General features: G+C 60.3%; 16 protein-coding genes. 9 read left to right on the top strand and 7 right to left on the bottom strand.

All coding sequences use genetic code 11. The features are described from left to right. The first annotated feature begins 13 nt into the window (after positions 1-13). Complete coding sequence (locus tag PCO31110_RS20045; RefSeq protein WP_150691257.1) at positions 14-2,209, top strand: DUF8724 domain-containing protein; 2,196 nt, start codon at positions 14-16, stop codon at positions 2,207-2,209. A 409-nt stretch (positions 2,210-2,618) separates the two neighbouring features. Then, a complete protein-coding gene (locus PCO31110_RS26295; protein WP_370855846.1) occupies positions 2,619-3,275 on the top strand; it encodes an AbiU2 domain-containing protein in 657 nt (218 codons plus the stop codon). Here the strand turns inward: PCO31110_RS26295 and PCO31110_RS20040 are convergent. Together PCO31110_RS20040 and PCO31110_RS20035 are read right to left on the bottom strand one after the other, a co-directional pair. After that, entirely contained in the window at positions 3,194-3,679 is a 486-nt protein-coding gene (locus PCO31110_RS20040; RefSeq protein WP_150691256.1) for a hypothetical protein, read from the bottom strand. The genes PCO31110_RS26295 and PCO31110_RS20040 overlap by 82 nt on opposite strands. Before the next feature lie 27 nt (positions 3,680-3,706). Continuing rightward, the gene (locus tag PCO31110_RS20035; protein ID WP_150691255.1) at positions 3,707-4,063 is read right to left on the bottom strand and encodes a hypothetical protein; all 357 of its coding nucleotides are present in this window, start codon (positions 4,061-4,063) and stop codon (positions 3,707-3,709) included. A gap of 461 nt (positions 4,064-4,524) precedes the next feature. On the opposite strand from PCO31110_RS20035, the gene PCO31110_RS25910 reads away from it, so the two are divergent. Beyond that, entirely contained in the window at positions 4,525-5,046 is a 522-nt protein-coding gene (locus tag PCO31110_RS25910) for a helix-turn-helix domain-containing protein (protein WP_217427290.1), read from the top strand. A gap of 288 nt (positions 5,047-5,334) precedes the next feature. After that, positions 5,335-7,782, top strand: coding sequence for a DUF4238 domain-containing protein (locus PCO31110_RS20020; protein ID WP_150691254.1), 2,448 nt, complete (start codon positions 5,335-5,337; stop codon positions 7,780-7,782). A 629-nt stretch (positions 7,783-8,411) separates the two neighbouring features. Here PCO31110_RS20020 and ychF read toward each other — a convergent pair. Both ychF and ypfJ read right to left on the bottom strand, forming a co-directional pair. Continuing rightward, positions 8,412-9,509 (bottom strand): redox-regulated ATPase YchF, encoded by a 1,098-nt coding sequence (gene ychF, locus PCO31110_RS20015; RefSeq protein WP_150691253.1) that lies wholly within the window; start codon positions 9,507-9,509, stop codon positions 8,412-8,414. Between the two features lie 161 nt (positions 9,510-9,670). Continuing rightward, positions 9,671-10,540, bottom strand: a complete 870-nt coding sequence (gene ypfJ, locus PCO31110_RS20010; RefSeq protein ID WP_150585258.1) for a KPN_02809 family neutral zinc metallopeptidase — start codon at positions 10,538-10,540, stop codon at positions 9,671-9,673. Positions 10,541-10,727: 187 nt separating this feature from the next. Between ypfJ and PCO31110_RS20005 the strand changes: the two genes are divergently transcribed. The 3 genes from PCO31110_RS20005 to PCO31110_RS19995 all read left to right on the top strand — a co-directional run bounded on the left by PCO31110_RS20005 (position 10,728) and on the right by PCO31110_RS19995 (position 14,642). After that, positions 10,728-11,927, top strand: coding sequence for a UbiH/UbiF family hydroxylase (locus tag PCO31110_RS20005; RefSeq protein ID WP_010808675.1), 1,200 nt, complete (start codon positions 10,728-10,730; stop codon positions 11,925-11,927). Between the two features lie 87 nt (positions 11,928-12,014). Beyond that, the gene (locus PCO31110_RS20000) at positions 12,015-12,779 is read left to right on the top strand and encodes a DsbC family protein (protein WP_150691252.1); all 765 of its coding nucleotides are present in this window, start codon (positions 12,015-12,017) and stop codon (positions 12,777-12,779) included. Positions 12,780-12,845: 66 nt separating this feature from the next. Next, a complete protein-coding gene (locus tag PCO31110_RS19995) occupies positions 12,846-14,642 on the top strand; it encodes a M61 family metallopeptidase (protein ID WP_150691334.1) in 1,797 nt (598 codons plus the stop codon). A 40-nt stretch (positions 14,643-14,682) separates the two neighbouring features. On the opposite strand, the gene PCO31110_RS19990 is transcribed toward PCO31110_RS19995, so the two are convergent. Then, complete coding sequence (locus PCO31110_RS19990; RefSeq protein ID WP_174979666.1) at positions 14,683-15,621, bottom strand: LysR family transcriptional regulator; 939 nt, start codon at positions 15,619-15,621, stop codon at positions 14,683-14,685. A 215-nt stretch (positions 15,622-15,836) separates the two neighbouring features. On the opposite strand from PCO31110_RS19990, the gene PCO31110_RS19985 reads away from it, so the two are divergent. Continuing rightward, a complete protein-coding gene (locus PCO31110_RS19985; protein ID WP_010808671.1) occupies positions 15,837-16,436 on the top strand; it encodes an FMN-dependent NADH-azoreductase in 600 nt (199 codons plus the stop codon). 41 nt (positions 16,437-16,477) lie between these two features. Then, positions 16,478-17,377, top strand: coding sequence for a pirin family protein (locus PCO31110_RS19980; protein WP_150691250.1), 900 nt, complete (start codon positions 16,478-16,480; stop codon positions 17,375-17,377). On the opposite strand, the gene PCO31110_RS19975 is transcribed toward PCO31110_RS19980, so the two are convergent. Then, positions 17,367-18,587, bottom strand: a complete 1,221-nt coding sequence (locus PCO31110_RS19975; RefSeq protein ID WP_174979663.1) for a trypsin-like serine peptidase — start codon at positions 18,585-18,587, stop codon at positions 17,367-17,369. The two genes, PCO31110_RS19980 and PCO31110_RS19975, sit on opposite strands and share 11 nt — an antisense overlap. Further along, positions 18,584-19,702 (bottom strand): hypothetical protein, encoded by a 1,119-nt coding sequence (locus PCO31110_RS19970; RefSeq protein ID WP_150691248.1) that lies wholly within the window; start codon positions 19,700-19,702, stop codon positions 18,584-18,586. Before PCO31110_RS19970 ends, PCO31110_RS19975 begins: the two co-directional genes overlap by 4 nt. Positions 19,703-19,853 lie beyond the last annotated feature (151 nt).

The following is a 19,853-nucleotide window of genomic DNA, read 5'->3' as shown; positions in this document are numbered from 1 at the left end:
AGAGGTAAAAGAGATGGCCAAAGCTAAGACAATGAACCGCTCTCGCAACCAGCTTGCGACGGCCTACGCACCAGAAAGCTTCTTTACGTTTGAAGGAGGTATGGGGGCATGCATCGCTCGTTCGTCGGCAGGTGAGCCAATTCAGCTGTCCGAGTCGACCATGGACTTGGTATTCGAGCGGATGAACGAACTTGGGCGTGCGTGGTTCCGTGCTGCGTCGTCCGCGCGAGATGGTGACTCAACTAAACCGCACATCCTGCCTGCCCAGTGCGTTGACCACGCTATGCTGGACTCGAGCAGGACGGAATTTCAACTGCCGGGTCAAGACCGCTTCTACCTCTGTCGCCCGTCTCACATGGAGTATTCGCCGGCACCCCTGACGTTCGTGTGCAGGACGTGTGGGATGTTCCAAGGCTACGAGACACTCGCGGAACTGGACAGGAATCTGGAAAGGCTAACCCCTGAGCACTGCCCTAACCCGAAAAGGAAAGGACCTTGCGACTGGGAGCAGTTGGACGTCATATTCGTGCACTGGTCTGGTCACTGGGAGGCGGCCTTCCCGGGGCAGTGGCACTGGAGCGACCGTGACGCCAAAGTCGTCAAGCGCTATGACAGCTGCGTTTGCGGCAGCTTCCAGTTCAAGCTGAACCGGCGCTCGGCTGGCATCGGTGATTGGTTCTTCGAGTGCGCCGCATGCGATAAGCCGCTGTCGCCCAAGTGGCTGCAGAATGACCGCGACACCCTGCGCATCCTTGGACCGGCGATGGGGCCAGACCGGCTCACTGAGGTGCGTATGCAGGCAGCACCTTACCGTGCGTCCAGCGCCTACTATGTCAAATCGGACCTCTTCATCGACTTCAAGGACGGGAGCCAGCAGTTGCTGACGCGATTGCGACCTGGGCACGAGGCAGAACTGAGGGATTTCGTCGCCAAGCAGTACGGCTTCGCCGTTCATTCCCTCACCGACAAGGACGTTCAGAGCGCCTGCCAGGACAAGCCGGAGTGTGCCAAAGACCTCGCTGACTATCTGGCGGCCGTAGAGCAGATTCGCACCCTCGAGGGATTTCCAGAGGCCATGCGTGCAACGCTGAAGGGTTCTATCGACCTTGCGTATAGTCACAAGCAACGGGTTCTAGATGACCTGCGGCGGCGCCAGATTTTGTTACCCAAGTCAGACCTTCCCACCGCGGTCTTGTCGAACATCCAGAACAGGCAGTCGATGTTCGCGTCGAAGTTCGACCCATTCCGCCTCGCCATCGAACATGCCACATTGAAGAGTGTACGCCTCGACGTCGAAACGAGGACGAACGGGAAGAAGCCCTATGTATCATTCACGAGGCTTGACGAGAACTTGGCACCGGAGGATAAGGGCAAAACGGACCAGATGCAGGCGGCCACGCGAGTCCTGCTGGACAAGCTGGGCTTAGAGGATATGGGCCTCATCCGTGAGTTTGACCTTTGCCGCTTTAGCTTCGGCTATTCGCGAATGGAGTCAACGCCCGTCCTTCGAGACAAACGCGGCGCGGACATGCCCGTTCGCTTGAACTTGTTTCCGCCAGTCAAGCAGAATGACACGATGCGGTATCCCGTCTATGTTGTGCCGCAGGGCAACGAAGCGCTGTACGTGCGCCTCAAAGAAGAACTCGTTCTTGAATGGCTCCATACCCTCAAGTGCCCGGACATGTTCACATTAAATACGGGCGAGAAGACTGGCGCTGGCCTGCTAGCTGCAGCGCGGTCGATGAGCCCCTTCCTGGACAACCTACCTGAAACCTCGTCGCCGCCAGTCTACTTCTACCTATATACGCTGTTGCACAGCTACTCGCATCTGCTGATGAAGCACGTGTCCGAATATTCGGGCTTAGACCTTGGTTCACTGGGCGAGTACATTTTCCCGGCAGACTTGGCGTTCGTGGTGTACCGAAACGGCACGACGATGGACTTGGGCAATCTGTCCGCACTTTGGCGCAACGCCGGTACTGCGATGCTGACCGCGTTGCTGGCCTCCAAGGCAACCCAGTGCGGTACGGGTTCGCTTTGCACGGAGCGCGGCGGTGCATGTCCCGATTGCGTGATGATGCCGGAGACGTCTTGTATAGCAGGCAACAAGCTACTATCGAGGTCAGTGCTGCGGTCTATCGGCGGAAGTCCTCGCTTCGACAAACGAGGTCTGCCGATTCGCGGTTATCTCGATATGGTCCGACCGTAGATTTTCCCTACGACGAACTTGGAGCCGGATGTGACCGTCGCAACGTTCATTGATGTCATATCCACCGCTAGACGGCAACTGCAGTGGCGGTTGTCACGTTAACGTGTATCGGTGAGTAATGCCTTTGTGACCCTTGGCGTGCTATCGAAATTCAAGGACCGAGCTGAAAGTAATCTTGGACAATTTGGTACTTGCAGTCACAGACTTACTGCTTTCACATCATTTGCATCGGAGACGGCTAGGGATGCTTCATACTCTGAGGATGCTTGATGATGACAGACGAGAATGTGGCGTCGGCCATTGAAAGATTGAAGGCGCTCGTGCGAGCAGCAGAAGACGAGGCGGTTCTCGCTGTCATGCTTCACGAGAGTTGGAAACCGACGGCCACGACATCGACCTTCAGGCACGAATGGGAACCTCGTGCGCGACTCATACGTTCCAAATCGTGCGCATGGCGCTAAGGCGTGAGCTCCTGCTAGCGGTCTCACGTGTTTGGGATGCTAACAAGCAGGCTGTGAGATTGACCGCAATTTCGGAGATTCTGCGCGACGAGCGATGCTTCGACGCTCTCGTGCGTGAACGCGCCGAACGCGTTCGAGTTGGTCCTGACCCCGAGGGCTTGATGCGCGACGCGCTGTCGCCCAAACGGGACAAGGTACTGGCGCTTACACGAAAGTACATGCAGAACGGCGAGTGCGCCTCAGTACTGGCGGACCTCAGGTCTATCAGACACGAACGTCTCGCGCACAGGCAGGTCGAGCCAGCCAGAGTTGAGCATAAGCAGGCCACCGACGAGCAAGTCGAAGAGCTATATCAAGACACCCTCGCGATTGTCACGCACCTGCCTCGCTGGTGCTGGCCACCGCCTTCGATATTGCCAACCAAGCCTCCGAGGTGTACGGAAATCACGCTCGTTTCTTCTGGGCGGCGGCTAGGGGAGAGGGGACAGAGGGGCACCCGAACTACCGGCCGCCCGGGGGAATGTCACATGCCGATATGTAGCGTTGTTATGAGCTGCACGACCGACGGATTCGCATGCGTCATCGCTTCAATGTCGACTTGGTAGCCATATAGGCGATGCAGTCCAAGAGCTACTGCACAGGAGCGGGAATAACCTCCCTCGCAATGCACGACAATTGACTCAATCGAAGTCGGAAGACCTTCCACAAAGGCACGTATCTCATCGGCCTGCCGAAGCGTGAACGCGTTCGCCAGCTTCTCTCGTGCTCGGGTTGATATGGCTGGGTTGAGGTGGTCCACATCGGAAAAACTCAATCGCAAGACGTTCCTGAAGTCGCTGAGCTTTGCTGGCGGGCGCTCTGGCGCCGTAATGGAGATTACCGCAACAGTTGGGATGGCGGGTAACCGCTCTGCATCGGCTCTCGACATCGCAAGTACCCGTCGCGGCCCAGGCTGCGGTTTGTAGAGAAGTGTAACAAGGTTCTTCGAGCGATGACTCGAACGAGGCATACATACCTCCTTACGCGAGGCCCAGCCTTATTCAGCCGCGGATTCGTCAGCGAGCCGCTTACGCATTTTCTCAAGCATCCACTCGCACTCCTGGTTGCTCAACTTCCACTCCCCCGTGCTCACTTTCGCTCGCACCGAAGACTCGACGCGATTGATAGCCTCGTCGAGCCCCCATTTTTTCTCGGCCATCTTCCTTCTGCAGTAGGACGCCAATTGCCCAGAGAGGCGCACGCACTCATCGTATCGCTCGCGGAGTTCGTCCTCTGTATACCCCGCGATGTACTTGCCCTCAACGCGGCGGACGCCAATCTTGGGTTGATAGCCGGGCATGGTGGAAATCGTTGAATCGCGAGGGAAGTCTTCCGGAATCGCTTCATTACTCATTCCACACCTCCATCAACGCTTGCAGTCGTCCTCAGATGCACTCTCAGCATCGCGCGCAGTGCCGCATCCTCATAGGTTGAGCCGGAGGCACAAATGCTCCCTATCCGACATATGGCAATCCCATCACGCACAAATAGCGAAGCACCTAGAGCTTTGGCTCGCGCCATGATGGCCGGCTCCAGCCCTGTCACCGAAAGCTGACGTATCAACTCCAGGAGGGGCAACTCGTCCAGAACGTCCTTAATCACCTCCTGGTCAGGCTGCGCGAGGTCACACGTGCACGGATGCGGATTCATAAGAATCGTTACCGCGTCTCCTAGGCGTCCCATGGCAATCCTCGGGTCGAATCGGTCCACCCCCAACTTCGTGGAAGGCCGTATACCGATTATTTGATTTGGCAAGACACGACGTTACTTTCGCTGGCATCCAAATTGTACCTTTATTTTATGGTGTCAAACATTATGGTGTCGTATTTTGGGTTGAGGGCGCTGTTCGTTTTCCGCAAGCTTGCCAGCGCCATGGTTATCAATAGTCAGAACTTCCTGGAACAGGTTGCCCGTCGGACACGGGAGCTCCGTAACGAAGCCGGCGTATCTCAGGATACGTTTGCAGCGTTCGCGGGAGTACATCGCAGCTTGGTCGCAAAGGTCGAGTCCGGGAACCGAAACATCTCTATTGAGACACTGGAACGCCTTGCCATTGCAGCAGGAGTGGACGCGGCATCGCTTGTAAGTGACAAGCGAATCGCGCGCCGGGAAGAACCAACAGCACAAATCAAGGAGCGGGTTGTCCAGAACATTCGGCGCCTGCGAAATGAACGCGCGTATTCTCAAGAAAAGCTTTCTGCTCGAGCCGGACTGTCGAGAAACTACGTGGCGCTGCTTGAGGTAAGCAACCAGAATATTGATGTTTCGAGCCTATTCAAGCTAGCCGAGGCCCTTGATGTGCCGCCGAGCGAACTTCTCGTACATCAGACGATTTGACGAATGCCGGAGGTGTGCAACGCGCCTCTTGTGACTCTGCAGTGAATTCAAAAACGGAAGTTGGATAGCTCAACCTGGGTGCTCAAACTCAGCGGAAGTTGTCGAGAACCTTCCATCTCCAGTGTTACGCAACCTCGTGCGTCCGTGTGGCGGCAACGACAAGCTCAGTCCACACTTCCTACCCACTATTCACCTAGGACTGCAAGGGAATGCTCAAGCCCCGGTGGGCGAGTGGGGTACATTGCCTACATGGCGGCATACCAACATGGGCCACGCGGAGCCAGATGAATGAAAACTAGAGTCAATCATTATGTCCCTCAATGGTATCAAGGCGGATTTCTTGCGCCGGGTGCATCAAGGTTTGTAGTTTTGGACAAGCATCCGGAAACGAGAACGTTGCCCGACGGGCGTGTCGTAAATACCCAATCGTCGATTCAGAGTTGGGGGCCAAAGCGCTGTTTTCACGAGACTGATTTGTACACAACTATCTTTGGTGAGGACATCAACGACGAGATTGAACGACTTCTGTTCGGCCCAATCGATGCCAAAGGTGCCGACGCTGTGAGTGCATTTGCGCGTGGGGACCCTGCGGAAATGCATGAGGCGTTCCAAGATTTCTTTGCCTACATGGACGCTCAAAAGTTGAGAACGCCCAAGGGGCTCGACTGGATAAAGGCGTCGTATCCCAAGCTAAGCCATGTCGAGCTAATGAGGGAAATGCAGAGCCTACGAACGATGTATTGCCAGATGTGGGCAGAGTCGGTTCGCGAGATTGTCACCGCCGATGAGTCAGATATTAAGTTTCTTCTTACAGACAACCCCGTCACAACATACAACCCCGCATTAGGTTCTGGTTCGCCGGCATGTGCGTATCCAAACTCAGCACGCGTCGAACTCGCCGGGACGCAAACCATATTCCCACTTAACGCAAACACCTGCTTGATATTGACGCACGTTGAGTACGCAAAGAATCCGGACGCAACAAACCCGATTGCGAAACGAACAAACGCGCGTTTCCGCGGCAATGGTTACGTGCACTCTTACGCACACATACGAACACGAGCTCTAGCACGAGAGGAGGTGGCGGCCATAAACGTGGTGCTCAAGGAAGGAGCAAAACGATATCTTGCCGCTGCGGAGAAGGGTTGGCTGTATCCCGAACAGGTGTTTGCTGGGCCTTGGGATTCAATCAAGAACATACTTCTCCCGAAAGACCACCTTTGGGAATTTGGTGGCGAGATGTTCATCAAGTTCAATGATGGGCACGTCCATTATCAAGACGCATATGGTCGCACCTCCGGAGCCCACGAATACTTACATCGAAAGGAAATACGGACAGACCTAGCGCCCGAAGACCCGTGCGGTTGCGGCAGCGGTAGAGTTTTCGCACAGTGTTGTCAGGACATCCCCGCGGAGCAACGCCCCTCCTGGGAGGTGTTCGGGATACGTGAGCGGAATTTGATGTTCTGCCGGGCAATGGAACACATCTTGGAACTCGATGCTGACAAGACGTGGGACGACGTGCGAGCGACCATTAGCGACGAGCAGGTCCAAGAAATCCACCAGGTCGTAGCCGACTTATGGCCGATTGATACCAATTTGTCAGAATTGTTGCCCCGGCCTCGTGCGGACACATTTCGGGCCGTCTACATGGGGGTACTCGAAGCGCGGTCGGCGAATAGTACGGTCGTAGGCATGCTGGGCTTCTTCGACGAGATTGTTATAGCGAATCCATTCCCGAATCCTGCAATTCTTCAACCCGAATTCAGTCCGACCAAATCGCCGGGCTTACACAAAGTCAATACGGTTGAGAATGTTCTGCTAATGCTCGCGCTTTGGCCCTTTATCGCTCACGGCATCGTCCATGTGGTCCCGGACATTGGTGACTACGACGTGGAATTCGCACGGGCCTCGATGAAAGCTGCGGAGGAGCGGACTAAGGGACCTGATGAGGTCGTTGCCCGAGAAGACCTCCGCCGAATGTGGTCGATGAAATACAAGACCTTGGTCGCATTAAATCGAATGCCCGAAGGAGCATTGGCGGCTCATTTCAGAACCGAGCGGCGCGGAGCTTCCCGAGAAGAAATCGAAGCACTGGTCACTGCTGCGAAGGAAATGATTGCAAACGACCCATACGCCGTGCTGGTGCCCTGCGCGGATAACAAGCGTGGAAGCTTCCTTGTACAAAAGGGATTTGCGCTTGAATCGGGGATGTTCTTCGCGGCGCTAACGGGCTCGGTACTGTTCACGGACTACCACTCGCTCTGGCAGCACGCTCATAGACACGCAACGGAGCATTTAGGGCAGACCGCTACTGACCTTCGCCAAATCATACAAGCATGCCAGGCCATCGAACTCCCCGTGGACGTGAACGCAGAACTGATTTTTGAGGCTAGGGAGACCGGTAAGTCCGAGTCGTTGCGAGCCGTTATGCGAGACATCATTTCGGCCACGCGTGAGAATTTTGCTTCCGTTAGCGTGCTGGAACTAGCAGGGCGGTTAGACCGTGCGAGAGAGACAACAAACGCACAGTTAGCTGCCATGCCAGGCGATGTGGTGGCACGAATACAGGCCTCATTTCCATTAGGTGGATTTCATAGGGCCGCGATTTGGCGACACTTGCTCACATTCGGGCAAGCCCAGAACATCGCACCTATCCCCGCGGCATTTCTCGTGAAGTTTTACGCCAAGCCCAAGACAACAGGCACCGGAAACACGATGCTGCGGCAGAACTGACTCGGCGGGTTATGACGGGTGACTATCCATGCCCGCGCATGTGTGAGTGCACGCCTGCAACGCGACATCTCGAAGCGCTGACTCCAAGCCGTCTTGGGCAGCGCGGACCATTGTCATCCGGGAGCGATAATTCAAACATCGCTCAGTCATTGCAATCGACTGGTGCCCTAATCGACGCAATAGTGACCTGTGACGCTCAAAAATCCAGCAGCAACTACAGGCAGAAATCTGCTGCATAAAAGGCTCTTAGTCCGGTCATAGGCATTTTCTTGCCCGTTATGCTAGAGGGCTAACCCCGTTGACCTGCGTTGCCCTTGGTTATGCGACCGATTTCAGTGCCCTTAGTGTCAGGAAATCGGCCTTCGTCCGTCTGCGGTTCCGAATTTGCGCGCACTCGGGTTGGATGCGTCAGTGTTGCCGCGTTATTCGTTTTTTAGTTTTACGCGGTAGAGCCTCGTGCCGGGCAATGTGGCGTTGAATCTGGTCGCGGAAGGTATGCAATTTGGATAAACCCAACCAACACGAGGGCCTATCAAAGCGCAGCGCGGCATGACAGGACAGGGGAGGCTTCATTATCCGTGTCGGATGTCCATACCTCCCGATATTCTGGGGGGGATGTCTATACCGCTCTATGTGCGGGTGAACAGGAAGTTCATCACGTCGCCGTCGTGCACGACGTATTCCTTGCCTTCGGCGCGCATCTTGCCGGCTTCCTTCGCGCCCTGTTCACCCTTGTACTGGATGAAGTCGTCGAAGGCGATGGTCTGCGCGCGGATGAAGCCGCGTTCGAAGTCGGTGTGGATCACGCCGGCGGCTTGCGGGGCGGTGTCGCCCACGTGGATCGTCCAGGCGCGCACTTCCTTCACACCCGCGGTGAAGTACGTCTGCAGACCGAGCAGCTTGAAGCCCGCACGGATCACACGATCCAGCCCCGGTTCTTCCATGCCCATGTCGGCCAGGAACTCCGCCTTGTCGGCGTCTTCCATGTCGGCAATTTCCGCTTCGATCGCCGCACACACCGCTACCACCGGCGCATTCTCCGATTCGGCGTACTTGCGCACGGCGTCCAGATGCGGGTTGTTCTCGAAGCCGTCGTCCTTCACGTTGGCGACGTACATGGTCGGCTTGGCCGTAATCAGGCAGAACGGCTTGATGAGCGCCTGCTCGTCGTCCGAGAGCTTGAGCGAGCGCACCGGGCGCGCTTCGTTGAGCACCGGCACGATCTTCTCGAGCACGGCTACGAGCTTCGCCGCTTCCTTGTCGTTGCCCGACTTGGCGGCCTTCGTGTAGCGTTGCAGCGCCTTTTCGACGGTGCCCAGATCCGCCAGCGCGAGTTCGGTGTTGATGACTTCGATATCCGAAATCGGGTGCACCTTGCCCGCCACGTGGATGACGTTCTCATCTTCGAAGCAGCGCACGACGTGCGTGATGGCGTCCGTTTCGCGGATGTTGGCGAGGAACTGGTTGCCCAGCCCTTCGCCCTTCGACGCGCCAGCCACCAGACCGGCGATGTCCACGAATTCGACCGTCGCCGGCAGGATGCGCTCGGGCTTGACGATCTCGGCCAGCTTGCCCAGACGCGGGTCAGGCACTTCCACCACGCCGACGTTCGGCTCGATGGTGCAGAACGGGTAGTTCTCGGCAGCGATGCCTGCTTTGGTCAGTGCGTTGAAAAGGGTCGACTTGCCGACGTTGGGCAAGCCGACGATGCCGCATTTGAGGCTCATGCTAAATCCTGTCTAATCCGATATATGCGCCGTTGCATTCGCCGGTCGTTGCGTCGGTGATTGCGTCGCGGAAAGTCCGCTATTGTACTCGTTCTGCTTCCAACAACGCCCTTGGCCCCACCCCATCCACCTTGGGCGCGGCCCCGGCCCCGGCGCCGCACTCAACTCAGTTGCTTCGCCGAGAACGTGTCGCACTTGCGCACGTCGCCGTTTTGCAGCCCCTGACGCAGCCAGTACACCCGCTGGGCACTCGTGCCGTGCGTGAACGACTCGGGCACCACGCGGCCCTGCGACTGCTGCTGCAAGCGGTCGTCGCCAATGGCCGCCGCTGTCTTCAGGCCCTGTTCGATGTCGCCCGGCTCCAACAACTGCTGATTCGCCTTGGCCGCATTGTTCGCCCAGACCCCGGCGAAGCAATCGGCCTGCAACTCCAGACGCACCGACAGCGCGTTGGCCTGCGCCTCACTGGTGCGGCGGCGAATTTCGTCGAACTTCTCTGAAATGCCCAGCAGATTCTGGATGTGATGACCCACTTCGTGTGCAATCACATACGCCTGTGCGAAGTCGCCGCCCGCACCGAAGCGCTGCCGTAACTCGTCGTAGAACGCGAGATCGATGTAGACCTTGCTATCGCCGGGGCAGTAGAACGGCCCCATCGCGGTTTGTCCTGTACCGCAGGCCGTGGGCGTTTCGCCCGAGAACAGCACCAGTTTCGGCGGCACGTACTGACGATTCAGTTGCTGCGGGAACACGGTTTCCCAGGTGCGCTCGATATTGCCCAGCACCTTGCGGGTGAAAACCGTCTTCGGATCGTTGGCCGGTGTGGCGTTCGGGGCGGACTGGGGCTGCGACTGCGTTTGCCCCTGAATCATCTGCGAACCCTGAATGATGACGCGCGGGTCGATCCCGAAGAAGTACGAAGCGGCCAGTGCGACCACAATCGTGCCGATACCGATCGTGGTGCGCCCACCGAAACCGCCGCCCCGCCGATCTTCGACGTTCTGGCTTTCGGATTCATTGTCGAGGCGCATAGGGGGGCTCCGTGTGGGTAATCGATATTCGCGAAAGTATAGCGCCGGGCCATGACACGCGACGCTGCGTCGCAGCAGCGCACCGGTGGCCGGACGTCGCAGGCGCGGCAGGCGTGCGACAATACGTCATCTCGTTTTCTGAACCAGCCGGCTCGCGCGATTCAGGCGCTGGCGCTGCATTCGCCGCATGTCTCAAACGCAAACCTCCAGCCAAACGCACGACGTTGTAGTCGTCGGTGGCGGTCTCGTCGGCAAGGCTGCCGCCCTGCTGCTCTCGCAGGCTCGCCTGTCCGTCGCACTGCTCGCCCAGCCGGCCGCTGCTGCATCCGGCACGGGCGGCACGGACAGCGATCGATGGGACGCCCGCATCTACTCGCTCTGCGCCAGCTCGCAGGCGCTCTTCGAGCGCATGCGCGTATGGCAGGCAGTCGACCCCGCGCGCCTGAATCCTGTCTACGACATGGAAGTTTTCGGCGACGACCGAGGCAGTCTCCACTTCTCCGCGTATCAGGCCGCCGTACCGCAACTCGCCTGGATCGCCGAATCGTCGAATCTCGAACGTGCGCTCGATGCGGCGCTTCGGTTCTCTCCGCAAGTGCAATGGCTCGACGCCCGCGCCGATGCGCTCGAAGTCGACGCCGCCGCCGCTTCGGTGCGTCTGTCTGACGGCAAGACCCTGCGCGCCTCGCTCGTGGTCGGTGCCGACGGTGCGCACTCGTGGGTGCGCAGTACCGCGGGCCTCGACGGCACCGTACGTCCGTACAAACAACTCGGCGTGGTGTGCAACTTCCGGGCAGAGCGTGCGCACCGCGATACCGCCTTCCAGTGGTTCCACGATGGCGAGATCATCGCGCTGCTGCCGCTGCCCGATCAGCATGTGTCGCTGGTCTGGTCGGCCGCAGAGGATCACGCCAGACATCTGCTCGCGCTCGACCCTCAAGCGCTGGCCGATCGCATCGGCACGTTCTCAAGCGGTGAACTTGGCCGTCTCACACCGGTCTCAGCGCGGGCTCAGGGTTTCCCGCTGGTGCTGGCACAGGCCAAGCGCCTGATCGCACCGCGCGTGGCGCTGGTCGGCGACGCGGCGCACGTGGTGCATCCGCTCGCGGGGCAAGGCATGAACCTCGGTCTGCGCGACGTGGCAGCGCTCGGCGATGCGCTCGCCGCACGCGAATCGTTCCGCGACTGTGGCGATGCGGCGGTATTGCGTCGCTACGAGCGAGCCCGCAAGGAGGATATCGGCAGCATGGCGCTGACGACGGACGGCCTGCACAAGCTGTTTTCGACGAGCAGCCCGCTCGCGAAGTTCGTTCGCAACGCGGGGCTCGACAGCGTGAACATGCTGCCCCTCGTGAAGAAATTCCTGATTGGCCGCGCCCTGGGCTGACCCCATTGGACGTATGCGCCGGCCATGCTGTCCGACATCGGACCTGCCGGCCGGGCCTCTCGCTCGACACACTTCTGGAGAAATTCGATGTTGCAACGTTATCGCGCTACGGCGCTCGCAACGCTAGGTTCGGCGGCCGTCTGCGCCGCCATTTTCACGACATCCGCTGTCGCGCAAAACAAGCCCGATGCGTTGCTCGACCGCGTGAAGGCTGCCGTGCAGAAAACGCTCGGCGCAGATGCCCCGATCAAGTCGGTGGCGCGCACGCCGATTCCGGGGCTCTACGAAGTGTCTATCGGGGGCGAGATCATGTATACCGACGAGAAGGGGCAATACGTGATTCTCGGCGGCAACATCATCGATACGAAGACGCGTCAGAATCTGACCGAAGCGCGCCAATCGGTGCTGAACAAGGTCGACTTCGCCAAGTTGCCGTTGGATCGCGCCATCAAGTACGTGAAGGGCAACGGCAGCCGCAAGATCGCTGTCTTCTCCGACCCGAACTGCCCGTACTGCAAACGCTTCGAAGACTCGCTCAAGAACTCGAAGCTCGACAACATCACCGTCTACACCTTCCTGTACCCGGTACTCGGCCCGGACTCGGACGCCAAGTCGAAGGCGATCTGGTGTGCCTCCGACCCGCTCAAGGCGTGGCATGACTGGATGCTCGACAAGAAGGCGCCGCCGACTTCTTCGGCCAAGTGCGACGACAACGCGGTCAAGCAGAACGTGGCGCTCGGTCATGAATACAACGTGACGGGCACGCCGACCATCATCCTGTCGGACGGCCGCCGCTTGCCGGGTGCCGTTCCCGCCGAGCAACTGGAGAAGGAACTCAGCACGATCAAGTAACCGTCCGGTCAACGCCGGATGTTTCCGATAACAAGAAGTCGCCACGTCATGAAAGCCACGTCTGTCTTGCCCGCCATTCGGTACGCGATCGTTCCGAAGTCGCCCGCCGCCCACCTGTTCGAAGTCACGGTCACGGTCTCGAGTCCTGCGCCAGAAGGGCAGCGCCTCACCTTGCCTGCGTGGATTCCGGGCAGCTACATGGTGCGTGAGTTCGCCCGCAATATCGTGACGATCGGCGCGACGTGCCGTGGCCGAAAGGTCGCGCTCGACAAGCTCGACAAACACACCTGGCAGGCTGCACCCTGCAAGGGCACCCTGATCGTGACCTATGAGGTGTACGCATGGGATCTATCGGTGCGTGCCGCGCATCTCGACGACACGCACGGCTTCTTCAACGGCACGAGTGTGTTCCTGCGCGTGGAAGGTCAGGCACAGGCGCCGTGCGAGGTCGACGTGCTGCGTCCGCGCGGCGCCGCGTACAAGGCGTGGCGTGTTGCCACCGCGCTCGAACCGGCGCAGGGAACGGCAGCGCTCGACTTCGGCCGCTATCTGGCGGTCGATTACGATGAACTGATCGACTCGCCGGTCGAGATGGGCACATTTGTGCACGGCACATTCAAGGCCTGCGGCGTGACGCACGAAGTCGCGATCACCGGCCCGGTGCCGAATCTCGATCTGGACCGTCTGCTGCGCGACATGAAGAAGATCTGCGAGTCGCAGATCCGGTTGTTCGAACCCGGCGCCAGTTCGCGTTCGCGCGTGCCGATGTCGCGCTACGTCTTCCTGCTGATGACGGTGGGCGACGGCTACGGTGGTCTGGAGCACCGGGCTTCCACGGCTTTGCTCGCCAGCCGCAACGATCTGCCGGTGCAGGGGCAGGCAAGCATGAGCGACACCTATCGCGGCTTTCTCGGCCTGGTGAGCCACGAATACTTCCATACGTGGAACGTCAAGCGTATCAAGCCGGCGGTGTTCGCGCCGTACACGCTCGATCGGGAGAGTTACACGCGGCTGTTGTGGTTGTTCGAAGGCTTCACGTCGTATTACGACGATTTGATGCTCGTGCGCAGTGGCGTGATCGATCCGGCGGCGTATTACGACCTCGTTGCGAAGACGGTGGCAAGCGTGCTGCGCGGCAGCGGCCGTCTCAAGCAAACCGTGGCCGAGAGTTCGTTCGATGCGTGGACGAAGTACTACCGTCAGGATGAAAATGCGCCGAACGCGCTCGTCAGCTACTACACGAAGGGCTCGCTGGTCGCGCTCGCGCTCGATCTGACCATCCGGTCACGCACACGCGGCCAGAAGTCGCTCGACGACATCATGCGTGCACTGTGGCAACGCTATGGCCGCGACTTCTATCGCGGCTCGCCCGTGGGCATCGACGAAGACGCCGTGCAGCCGCTCTTCGAGGAGGTTTCGGGGCTCGATCTGTCGGAATTTTTCGCCACGGCGATCAACGGCACGCGCGATCTGCCGCTCGCGGCGCTGCTCGAACGTGTTGGCCTCACGCTGGCACCGGTGACGCCGGAGAATGGCCGTCCGGCGCTTGGCGCGAAGACGGCCAAGCGCGGTGACGATCTCACGCTTGCCCAGGTGCTCGACGGTGGCGCGGCACAAGCCGCAGGCCTGTCGGCGGGCGATGCACTCGTCGCCATCGACGGTCTGCGCGTGACGTCGGCCAACATCGACAAGCTGCTCGACCGTTATCGTCCGGGCGACCGGGTGACGGTTCACGCGTTTCGCCGTGACGAACTGCGCGAGGCCACCCTCACGCTCGACACGCCGGAGATATCGCAGTACCGCATCGCCGAGACGCGCGATCGCGCCGCCGCACAGCGCCGCGAGAAGTGGCTGTCGGCCTGACGCGTCATATTGCCTCGCGTGCGGGCTGCGTGCGCGAGGTTTAGGCTGCTGCCGGACCCGGCACCGTCGGGTCCCGGTTCTCGTCAGGACACGACCTCGCGACCGCGAGCATATGCTCGATGAAGGCCTGCGTTTTGCGAGGGAGGAAGCGTCGCGACGGCGTAACCAGATGCACCGGGCTTTCCGGCAACGACCACTCCGGCAGCACCTTCACGAGACGGCCCGTTCGCAGGGCGTCTTCGGCCAGAATGTCCGTGAGCGCGGCGATGCCGCTGCCCGCCAGCGCCATCTCCTTGACCATTCCCATGCTGTTGACCTGAATTGCCCCGTGCATGGTGATGTCCATGCGCTGGCGGCCCTTGTGCAGGGTGTCCGAGTTGAACAGTCGCCGCGCGCCCTGGAGGATCACGAAACGATGTCCCGCCAGTTCGTCGGGCGAGGCAGGCAAGCCCGTCGCGCTCAGGTACAGCGGGCTCGCGTACAGGCTGCGTGTGAGCTTGAGCAGCGGCCGCGCGACGAGCGTGGAGTCGGAGAGTTGCCCGGCACGGATGGCGACATCGACGCGCTCGGCAATCAAATCGACATGCCGTGAGCTCAGATCGACGTCCACCGTGATCTCGGGATAGGCGGCGCAGAAGGTGGCGAGGGGGACTGCCAGCCACTGTGCCGCGAAGTCGCCGGGCGCGGTGATCCGCAGACGTCCGCGCGGCTTGCTCGACAATTGCGAGGCGAAGTCCCGCGTCTCTTCCACTTCTTCGAGAATCGGCAGGCAACGCTCGTAGTACGCCTCGCCCACTTCGGTCAGCTCTAGGCGGCGCGTTGTCTTGTGCAGCAGCTTCGTGCCGAGACGCATCTCCAGTCGCGACAGTCGCCGGCTCACCGTTGCCTTGGGCAGATCGAGCCGCTCGCCGGCACGCGTGATACTGCCCGTGCGCACAACCTCCGCGAAGATCAGCATGTCATTCAGATCGTCAATCATCGCGTGCGCTCCTCGGTGACGCGGGTCGTCCGGCAAGAACAGCGGGCCGGTCAGGCATTGTTCCAAAATGGGAACAAACAATTCGATTTTACCGGCTTGTTTCATTTTTGGGGGTAACTAGAATGCATCTCAAGCCAACGCACAATTCACGGCACTCCTGAGATGGGGGCCGGTGCGCACGGAATATCGAACCCCCAGGCTCAGGAGCCACTGAAATGACCACGATTCTGCAAATCAATTCCGCCGCCCGCTCGCAAGGCGCCAACTCGACCACGCTCGCCAACGAAACGGTGGCGCAACTGGTCTCGAAGAACCCCGGTGCCAAGGTTGTCCTGCGTGATCTGCTGGCCGATGGCGTGCCGCATCTCGACGAAGCCGTGATCGGTGCGTTCTTCACGCCGGAAGACCAGCGCTCGGCCGAGCAAAAGGCCATCATCGCGCGCAGCGACGAACTGATCGCCGAAATTCAGGCCGCCGACTATGTCGTGTTCGGTGTGCCGCTGTACAACTTCCAGGTGCCGACGCAACTCAAGGCGTACTTCGACTGGATCACCCGTGCCCGTGTGACCTTCCGTTACCGCGAAGACGGCAGCGTGGAAGGCCTGATTCAAGGCAAGAAGGTGATCGTGGCGTTTGCACGCGGCGGCAACTACAAGGACACCCCGGCTGACAGCCAGACCCCGTACGTCAAGACGATTCTCGGCTTCCTCGGCATGACGGATGTGACGTTCATCTATGCCGAAGGTCTGGCACGGGGTCCGGAATCGGCAGCGGCTGGTTTCGCGAACGCTCGCGAAGCCATCGCTGCGCTGTAAGCGCTCGGGTAACGCTGTTTCACCGCACGCGCAGGCTCTCCATGGTCAATCCGACGCCCTTGCATCCGCGTCAGACGAAGCGTTCGGCAGCTCATGCCGACGCGAGCGCCATGCCGCGCGTGCTTCCTGTTTCCCGGCTCGGCCGTTGTGCCGCAGCCGTGGGGGCAGGCGTTTTCGATCAGGTTGACGAGACGGACCCGTTTCTGTCGGTCGATATCTTCCGCCGTCACGGCGCGTGCATACCTCCGCACCCCCATGCGGGATGTGTCGTGGCGACCTATCTGTTTCCCGAATCCACGACCTCGTTGCGCTGCCGTCATGCCCACGGTGGCGACGACGTTCTGCGCCCGGGCGATCTGCTCTGGCTGGAGGCGAACTGCGGCACGGTGCACGAGGAGCTTCCTGATCACGCACGTGCCACAGCGCGTGGCGTGCGGATGATCGTCAACCGTGCGGGCCGTCACGCCCATGGGGCGCCCGCGCAAACGGTAGTCCGCGCCGACGCCATGCCACGCTGGTGCGAAGGGGCAGTCGATCTGACATTGGTCTGCGGGCAGTGGAACGAGCATCAGGTGGCGCGTGCGGAAGGTGAGCGCACTACGTTGTTGCAGCTCGACTGGCGCGACGACGATGTGTGTACGCTGACCATTCCGTGCGATGGCCGTCGTTGGATGGCATTGATTGCACAGGGCGAGGCGGCGCTTGCCGGTCACGCCTTACGTGCGGAAGGTGGCGGGGCGGAAGCGATCTTGCTGCCCCCCGGTGCGTGGCAACTGGCCGGACGCGCCGGTGCCCGTTTGATGCTTGCCGGTGGCGAGCCACTCGCGGAGCCCGTGGTCTATCGCGGCAACTTCGCGGCGCGCGACGAGAGCGATCTTGTCGCACTCACGCGGCGCTATCAGCAGGGCGCGATGGGCACACTGGCGCCCATCACTGAGTGACGCCCGCGTCCGTCAGCGCCTTGCGAATGCGGTCGACCTTGATCGCGTTGTTGTAGGTCGCTCTTTCGCTGTCTCCCCCGTAGCCACCGTAATGCAGTCCGACGATCATGCCGTCCGACAGACGCACGACGGGCGAGCCGGAGTTGCCGCCCCATGTCGACGAATCGTACGAGAACTGTTGAGGATCGAGGCTGGGGTTGACCAGCAGCATGCCCGGTGCGAGACGCTCGGCCGGGAAGGGAATCTGGCTGTCCGGGAGCTTGAACATCGTATCGATCTGCTGTTCTGACAGGTAGGTGCAGTCGTCGTTTGCGCCCGCCGCGCCCGTGCAACTGACCGGACGCGACGGATAGCCGATCACCGCAACGCGCGATCCCTCCGTCAGATCGAATCTCGCTGCCATCGGGGCGGCGGGCGGCAGGGCATTGTCTTGCGTGCGCAGAATGGCGTAGTCGTCGTTCTCGTCATCGCTCCCCACGGCTTCGATGGCAACGATGCGAACCTCTCGCGGCGTCGTGCGTACGGAGCAACTCGAGTATTCCCACGGAAACGACACGATGAGCACCTGCTTGTCATAGAGTCGCCACGCCCCTGTGTTGTCGAGATATGCGTAGTTCTGCAGCACGTGCCGATTGGTGATGACGTGCGATTTGCCCACGACGAACGCCGTCGCGCCGAGGCTCATATACCGCGGCTTGCTGCCGGCATCCGCCTGGTAGTACTGGAAGATCACGCCCACACTGCGGGCGACGGCCGCCAGCGGGGTCGACACGGCGTTGATGTAGTCGCGCCAGCTATTCCATGCCGTCATTTGTTCATTCGCCCACGGCGCGCCGGAGCATAGGCCGTAGACCGGGCGCGTGACGACCCGGATCGTCTCCGTTTTCTCTTTCATATCTTTGAGCGATCGCGGCGGCTCGCCGTCGAGCATGCGTGCGGCGGCAGCGATGTTCTCGCGCGCTTGCCCGATGTCCTGCACGCGTGCGGCGACCAGCGAGGTCTGAGAGGCTTTGAGCAGCACCGCCTGCTCCTTTTTCAACGCCTGATCCTGCTTTTGCAGCAGCGCCTTGACGTTGACGGATTCCGCTTCATGCAACGCTTGCGACGTCGCGGGCGTGGCCACGCTCGGTGCTTGCGTTTGCGCGATGCCGCGACCCGTGGCGCCCGAGATCAGCAGGCTCACCGCGATCAGATGAGGTACGCGAATCATTGCTTCCATGCCTCCGGAACGTTGCGCGCTGCGGCGTCGACGGCCGCGTATTGCGACTTCGCTTTGTCGAAGTCATCCTTCAATTCCTTGAAGAAGGCGACCAGATCGGAAATCGACACGTGCTTGTCGTCCACGAGCGTGACGAGTTGCTGTTCCGCGGCAACGAGCTTATCGCGCAACGCTGCCGGCGACGGGCTGGCGTGCAGGGCGTCGTATTCGGCGAGTTGTTCGTTCGCCAGCATGCCGAGTTCGCGGATGCGGATGTCGTCATCGGCAGGCGTGATGTTAGCCGGGGTGATCAACAGTTTGCGGAACGTCGCCAACGGGCGTTGCAACGACACGATCTGACGGCGGTTCCACGCGCTTGCGAGGGTCGCCGCCTTGAAGTCGTTGTTCATCACCGTCTCGAATTTCGGATGGAATTCGTGAACGTACTTCGCGAATCGCTCCTTGGCGGCCAGATCGTTGTATGCCGTCAGCCCGGTCTGAAAAAGCGCGGCAATTGCCTTGTAAGCGGCAATGGCGGCGGGCACGACTGCGGTAATACTCTCGGCGCTGACTTCCGTGGAAGGGCGGACTTTCCATTCCGTCAGGCGCTTTTTCAGGTCGTTGGCGCACGCGCGAACCGCGTTTTTCGGCACGGTGTCGTCCGGCAGGCCGGGGACTTCTATGGGTTTGCGCTGCGCCTGAAATCTCGACCACTGCCCGCCAATCGAGTCGTCGCCTTCGGCGAGCACCTGTTTGAGGCCACCGGAATAGGCGGTGGCGAAGGTCATGGCGGCGCGTTGACTCACGAAGTCGTCGGTGCCCGCGCACACAAAGCGGGCGAAGGAGCCCAGTTCGTCGTCAGCGTCGATGTCGAGGATACGGACCTCGCCCGGTTTGACCCGGCGGGTTTGCACATAGTACTCGACGGCCTCGGCGCGCCGCACCCGCGCGCGCGAGTTGAGTTCGGTATCCAGCGCGCCTTGAGACGCCTTGACCGCGGCATCGAAGCCGTCGGCGGCACCCTGCAGCGAGTCTTTGCTACGGAGCTGGACGGTAGAGCATCCCGCGAGTGCGGCGATGACGGCAACCACGATGAACGACCGTGCGGCGGTAACACCCGCGGTCACAACGACTCCCCGATTTGCCATCTCGAACCCCCGTACGAAAAAGGCAAAGCTGCGTGAAGAAAACGTTATTTTCTTGATTGCCGATCGCCGGGAGGCGGCGCGCTCGAACGGCGCTTGACCGGCATCGCGGCGCCATCATGGCACGGGCATC

Origin of the sequence: Pandoraea communis, from assembly GCF_902459745.1 — a bacterium.
Lineage (GTDB): Bacteria > Pseudomonadota > Gammaproteobacteria > Burkholderiales > Burkholderiaceae > Pandoraea > Pandoraea communis.
The sequence above is the reverse complement of the archived record's forward strand: the minus strand, read 5'-3'. Positions and strand labels throughout refer to the sequence as shown.

Bases quoted from the DNA above. Each gene is read 5' to 3' on its own strand.
- PCO31110_RS20005 (WP_010808675.1), top strand. From the start codon at position 10,728: ATGTCTCAAACGCAAACCTCCAGCCAAACGCACGACGTTGTAGTCGTC.
- PCO31110_RS26295 (WP_370855846.1), top strand. From the start codon at position 2,619: ATGGGAACCTCGTGCGCGACTCATACGTTCCAAATCGTGCGCATGGCG.
- PCO31110_RS20035 (WP_150691255.1), bottom strand. From the start codon at position 4,063: ATGAGTAATGAAGCGATTCCGGAAGACTTCCCTCGCGATTCAACGATT.
- ychF (WP_150691253.1), bottom strand. From the start codon at position 9,509: ATGAGCCTCAAATGCGGCATCGTCGGCTTGCCCAACGTCGGCAAGTCG.
- PCO31110_RS20040 (WP_150691256.1), bottom strand. From the start codon at position 3,679: ATGCCTCGTTCGAGTCATCGCTCGAAGAACCTTGTTACACTTCTCTAC.
- PCO31110_RS20045 (WP_150691257.1), top strand. From the start codon at position 14: ATGGCCAAAGCTAAGACAATGAACCGCTCTCGCAACCAGCTTGCGACG.
- PCO31110_RS25910 (WP_217427290.1), top strand. From the start codon at position 4,525: ATGGTGTCGTATTTTGGGTTGAGGGCGCTGTTCGTTTTCCGCAAGCTT.
- PCO31110_RS19980 (WP_150691250.1), top strand. From the start codon at position 16,478: ATGGTCAATCCGACGCCCTTGCATCCGCGTCAGACGAAGCGTTCGGCA.
- ypfJ (WP_150585258.1), bottom strand. From the start codon at position 10,540: ATGCGCCTCGACAATGAATCCGAAAGCCAGAACGTCGAAGATCGGCGG.
- PCO31110_RS19990 (WP_174979666.1), bottom strand. From the start codon at position 15,621: ATGATTGACGATCTGAATGACATGCTGATCTTCGCGGAGGTTGTGCGC.
- PCO31110_RS20020 (WP_150691254.1), top strand. From the start codon at position 5,335: ATGAAAACTAGAGTCAATCATTATGTCCCTCAATGGTATCAAGGCGGA.
- PCO31110_RS19975 (WP_174979663.1), bottom strand. From the start codon at position 18,587: ATGATTCGCGTACCTCATCTGATCGCGGTGAGCCTGCTGATCTCGGGC.
- PCO31110_RS19985 (WP_010808671.1), top strand. From the start codon at position 15,837: ATGACCACGATTCTGCAAATCAATTCCGCCGCCCGCTCGCAAGGCGCC.
- PCO31110_RS20000 (WP_150691252.1), top strand. From the start codon at position 12,015: ATGTTGCAACGTTATCGCGCTACGGCGCTCGCAACGCTAGGTTCGGCG.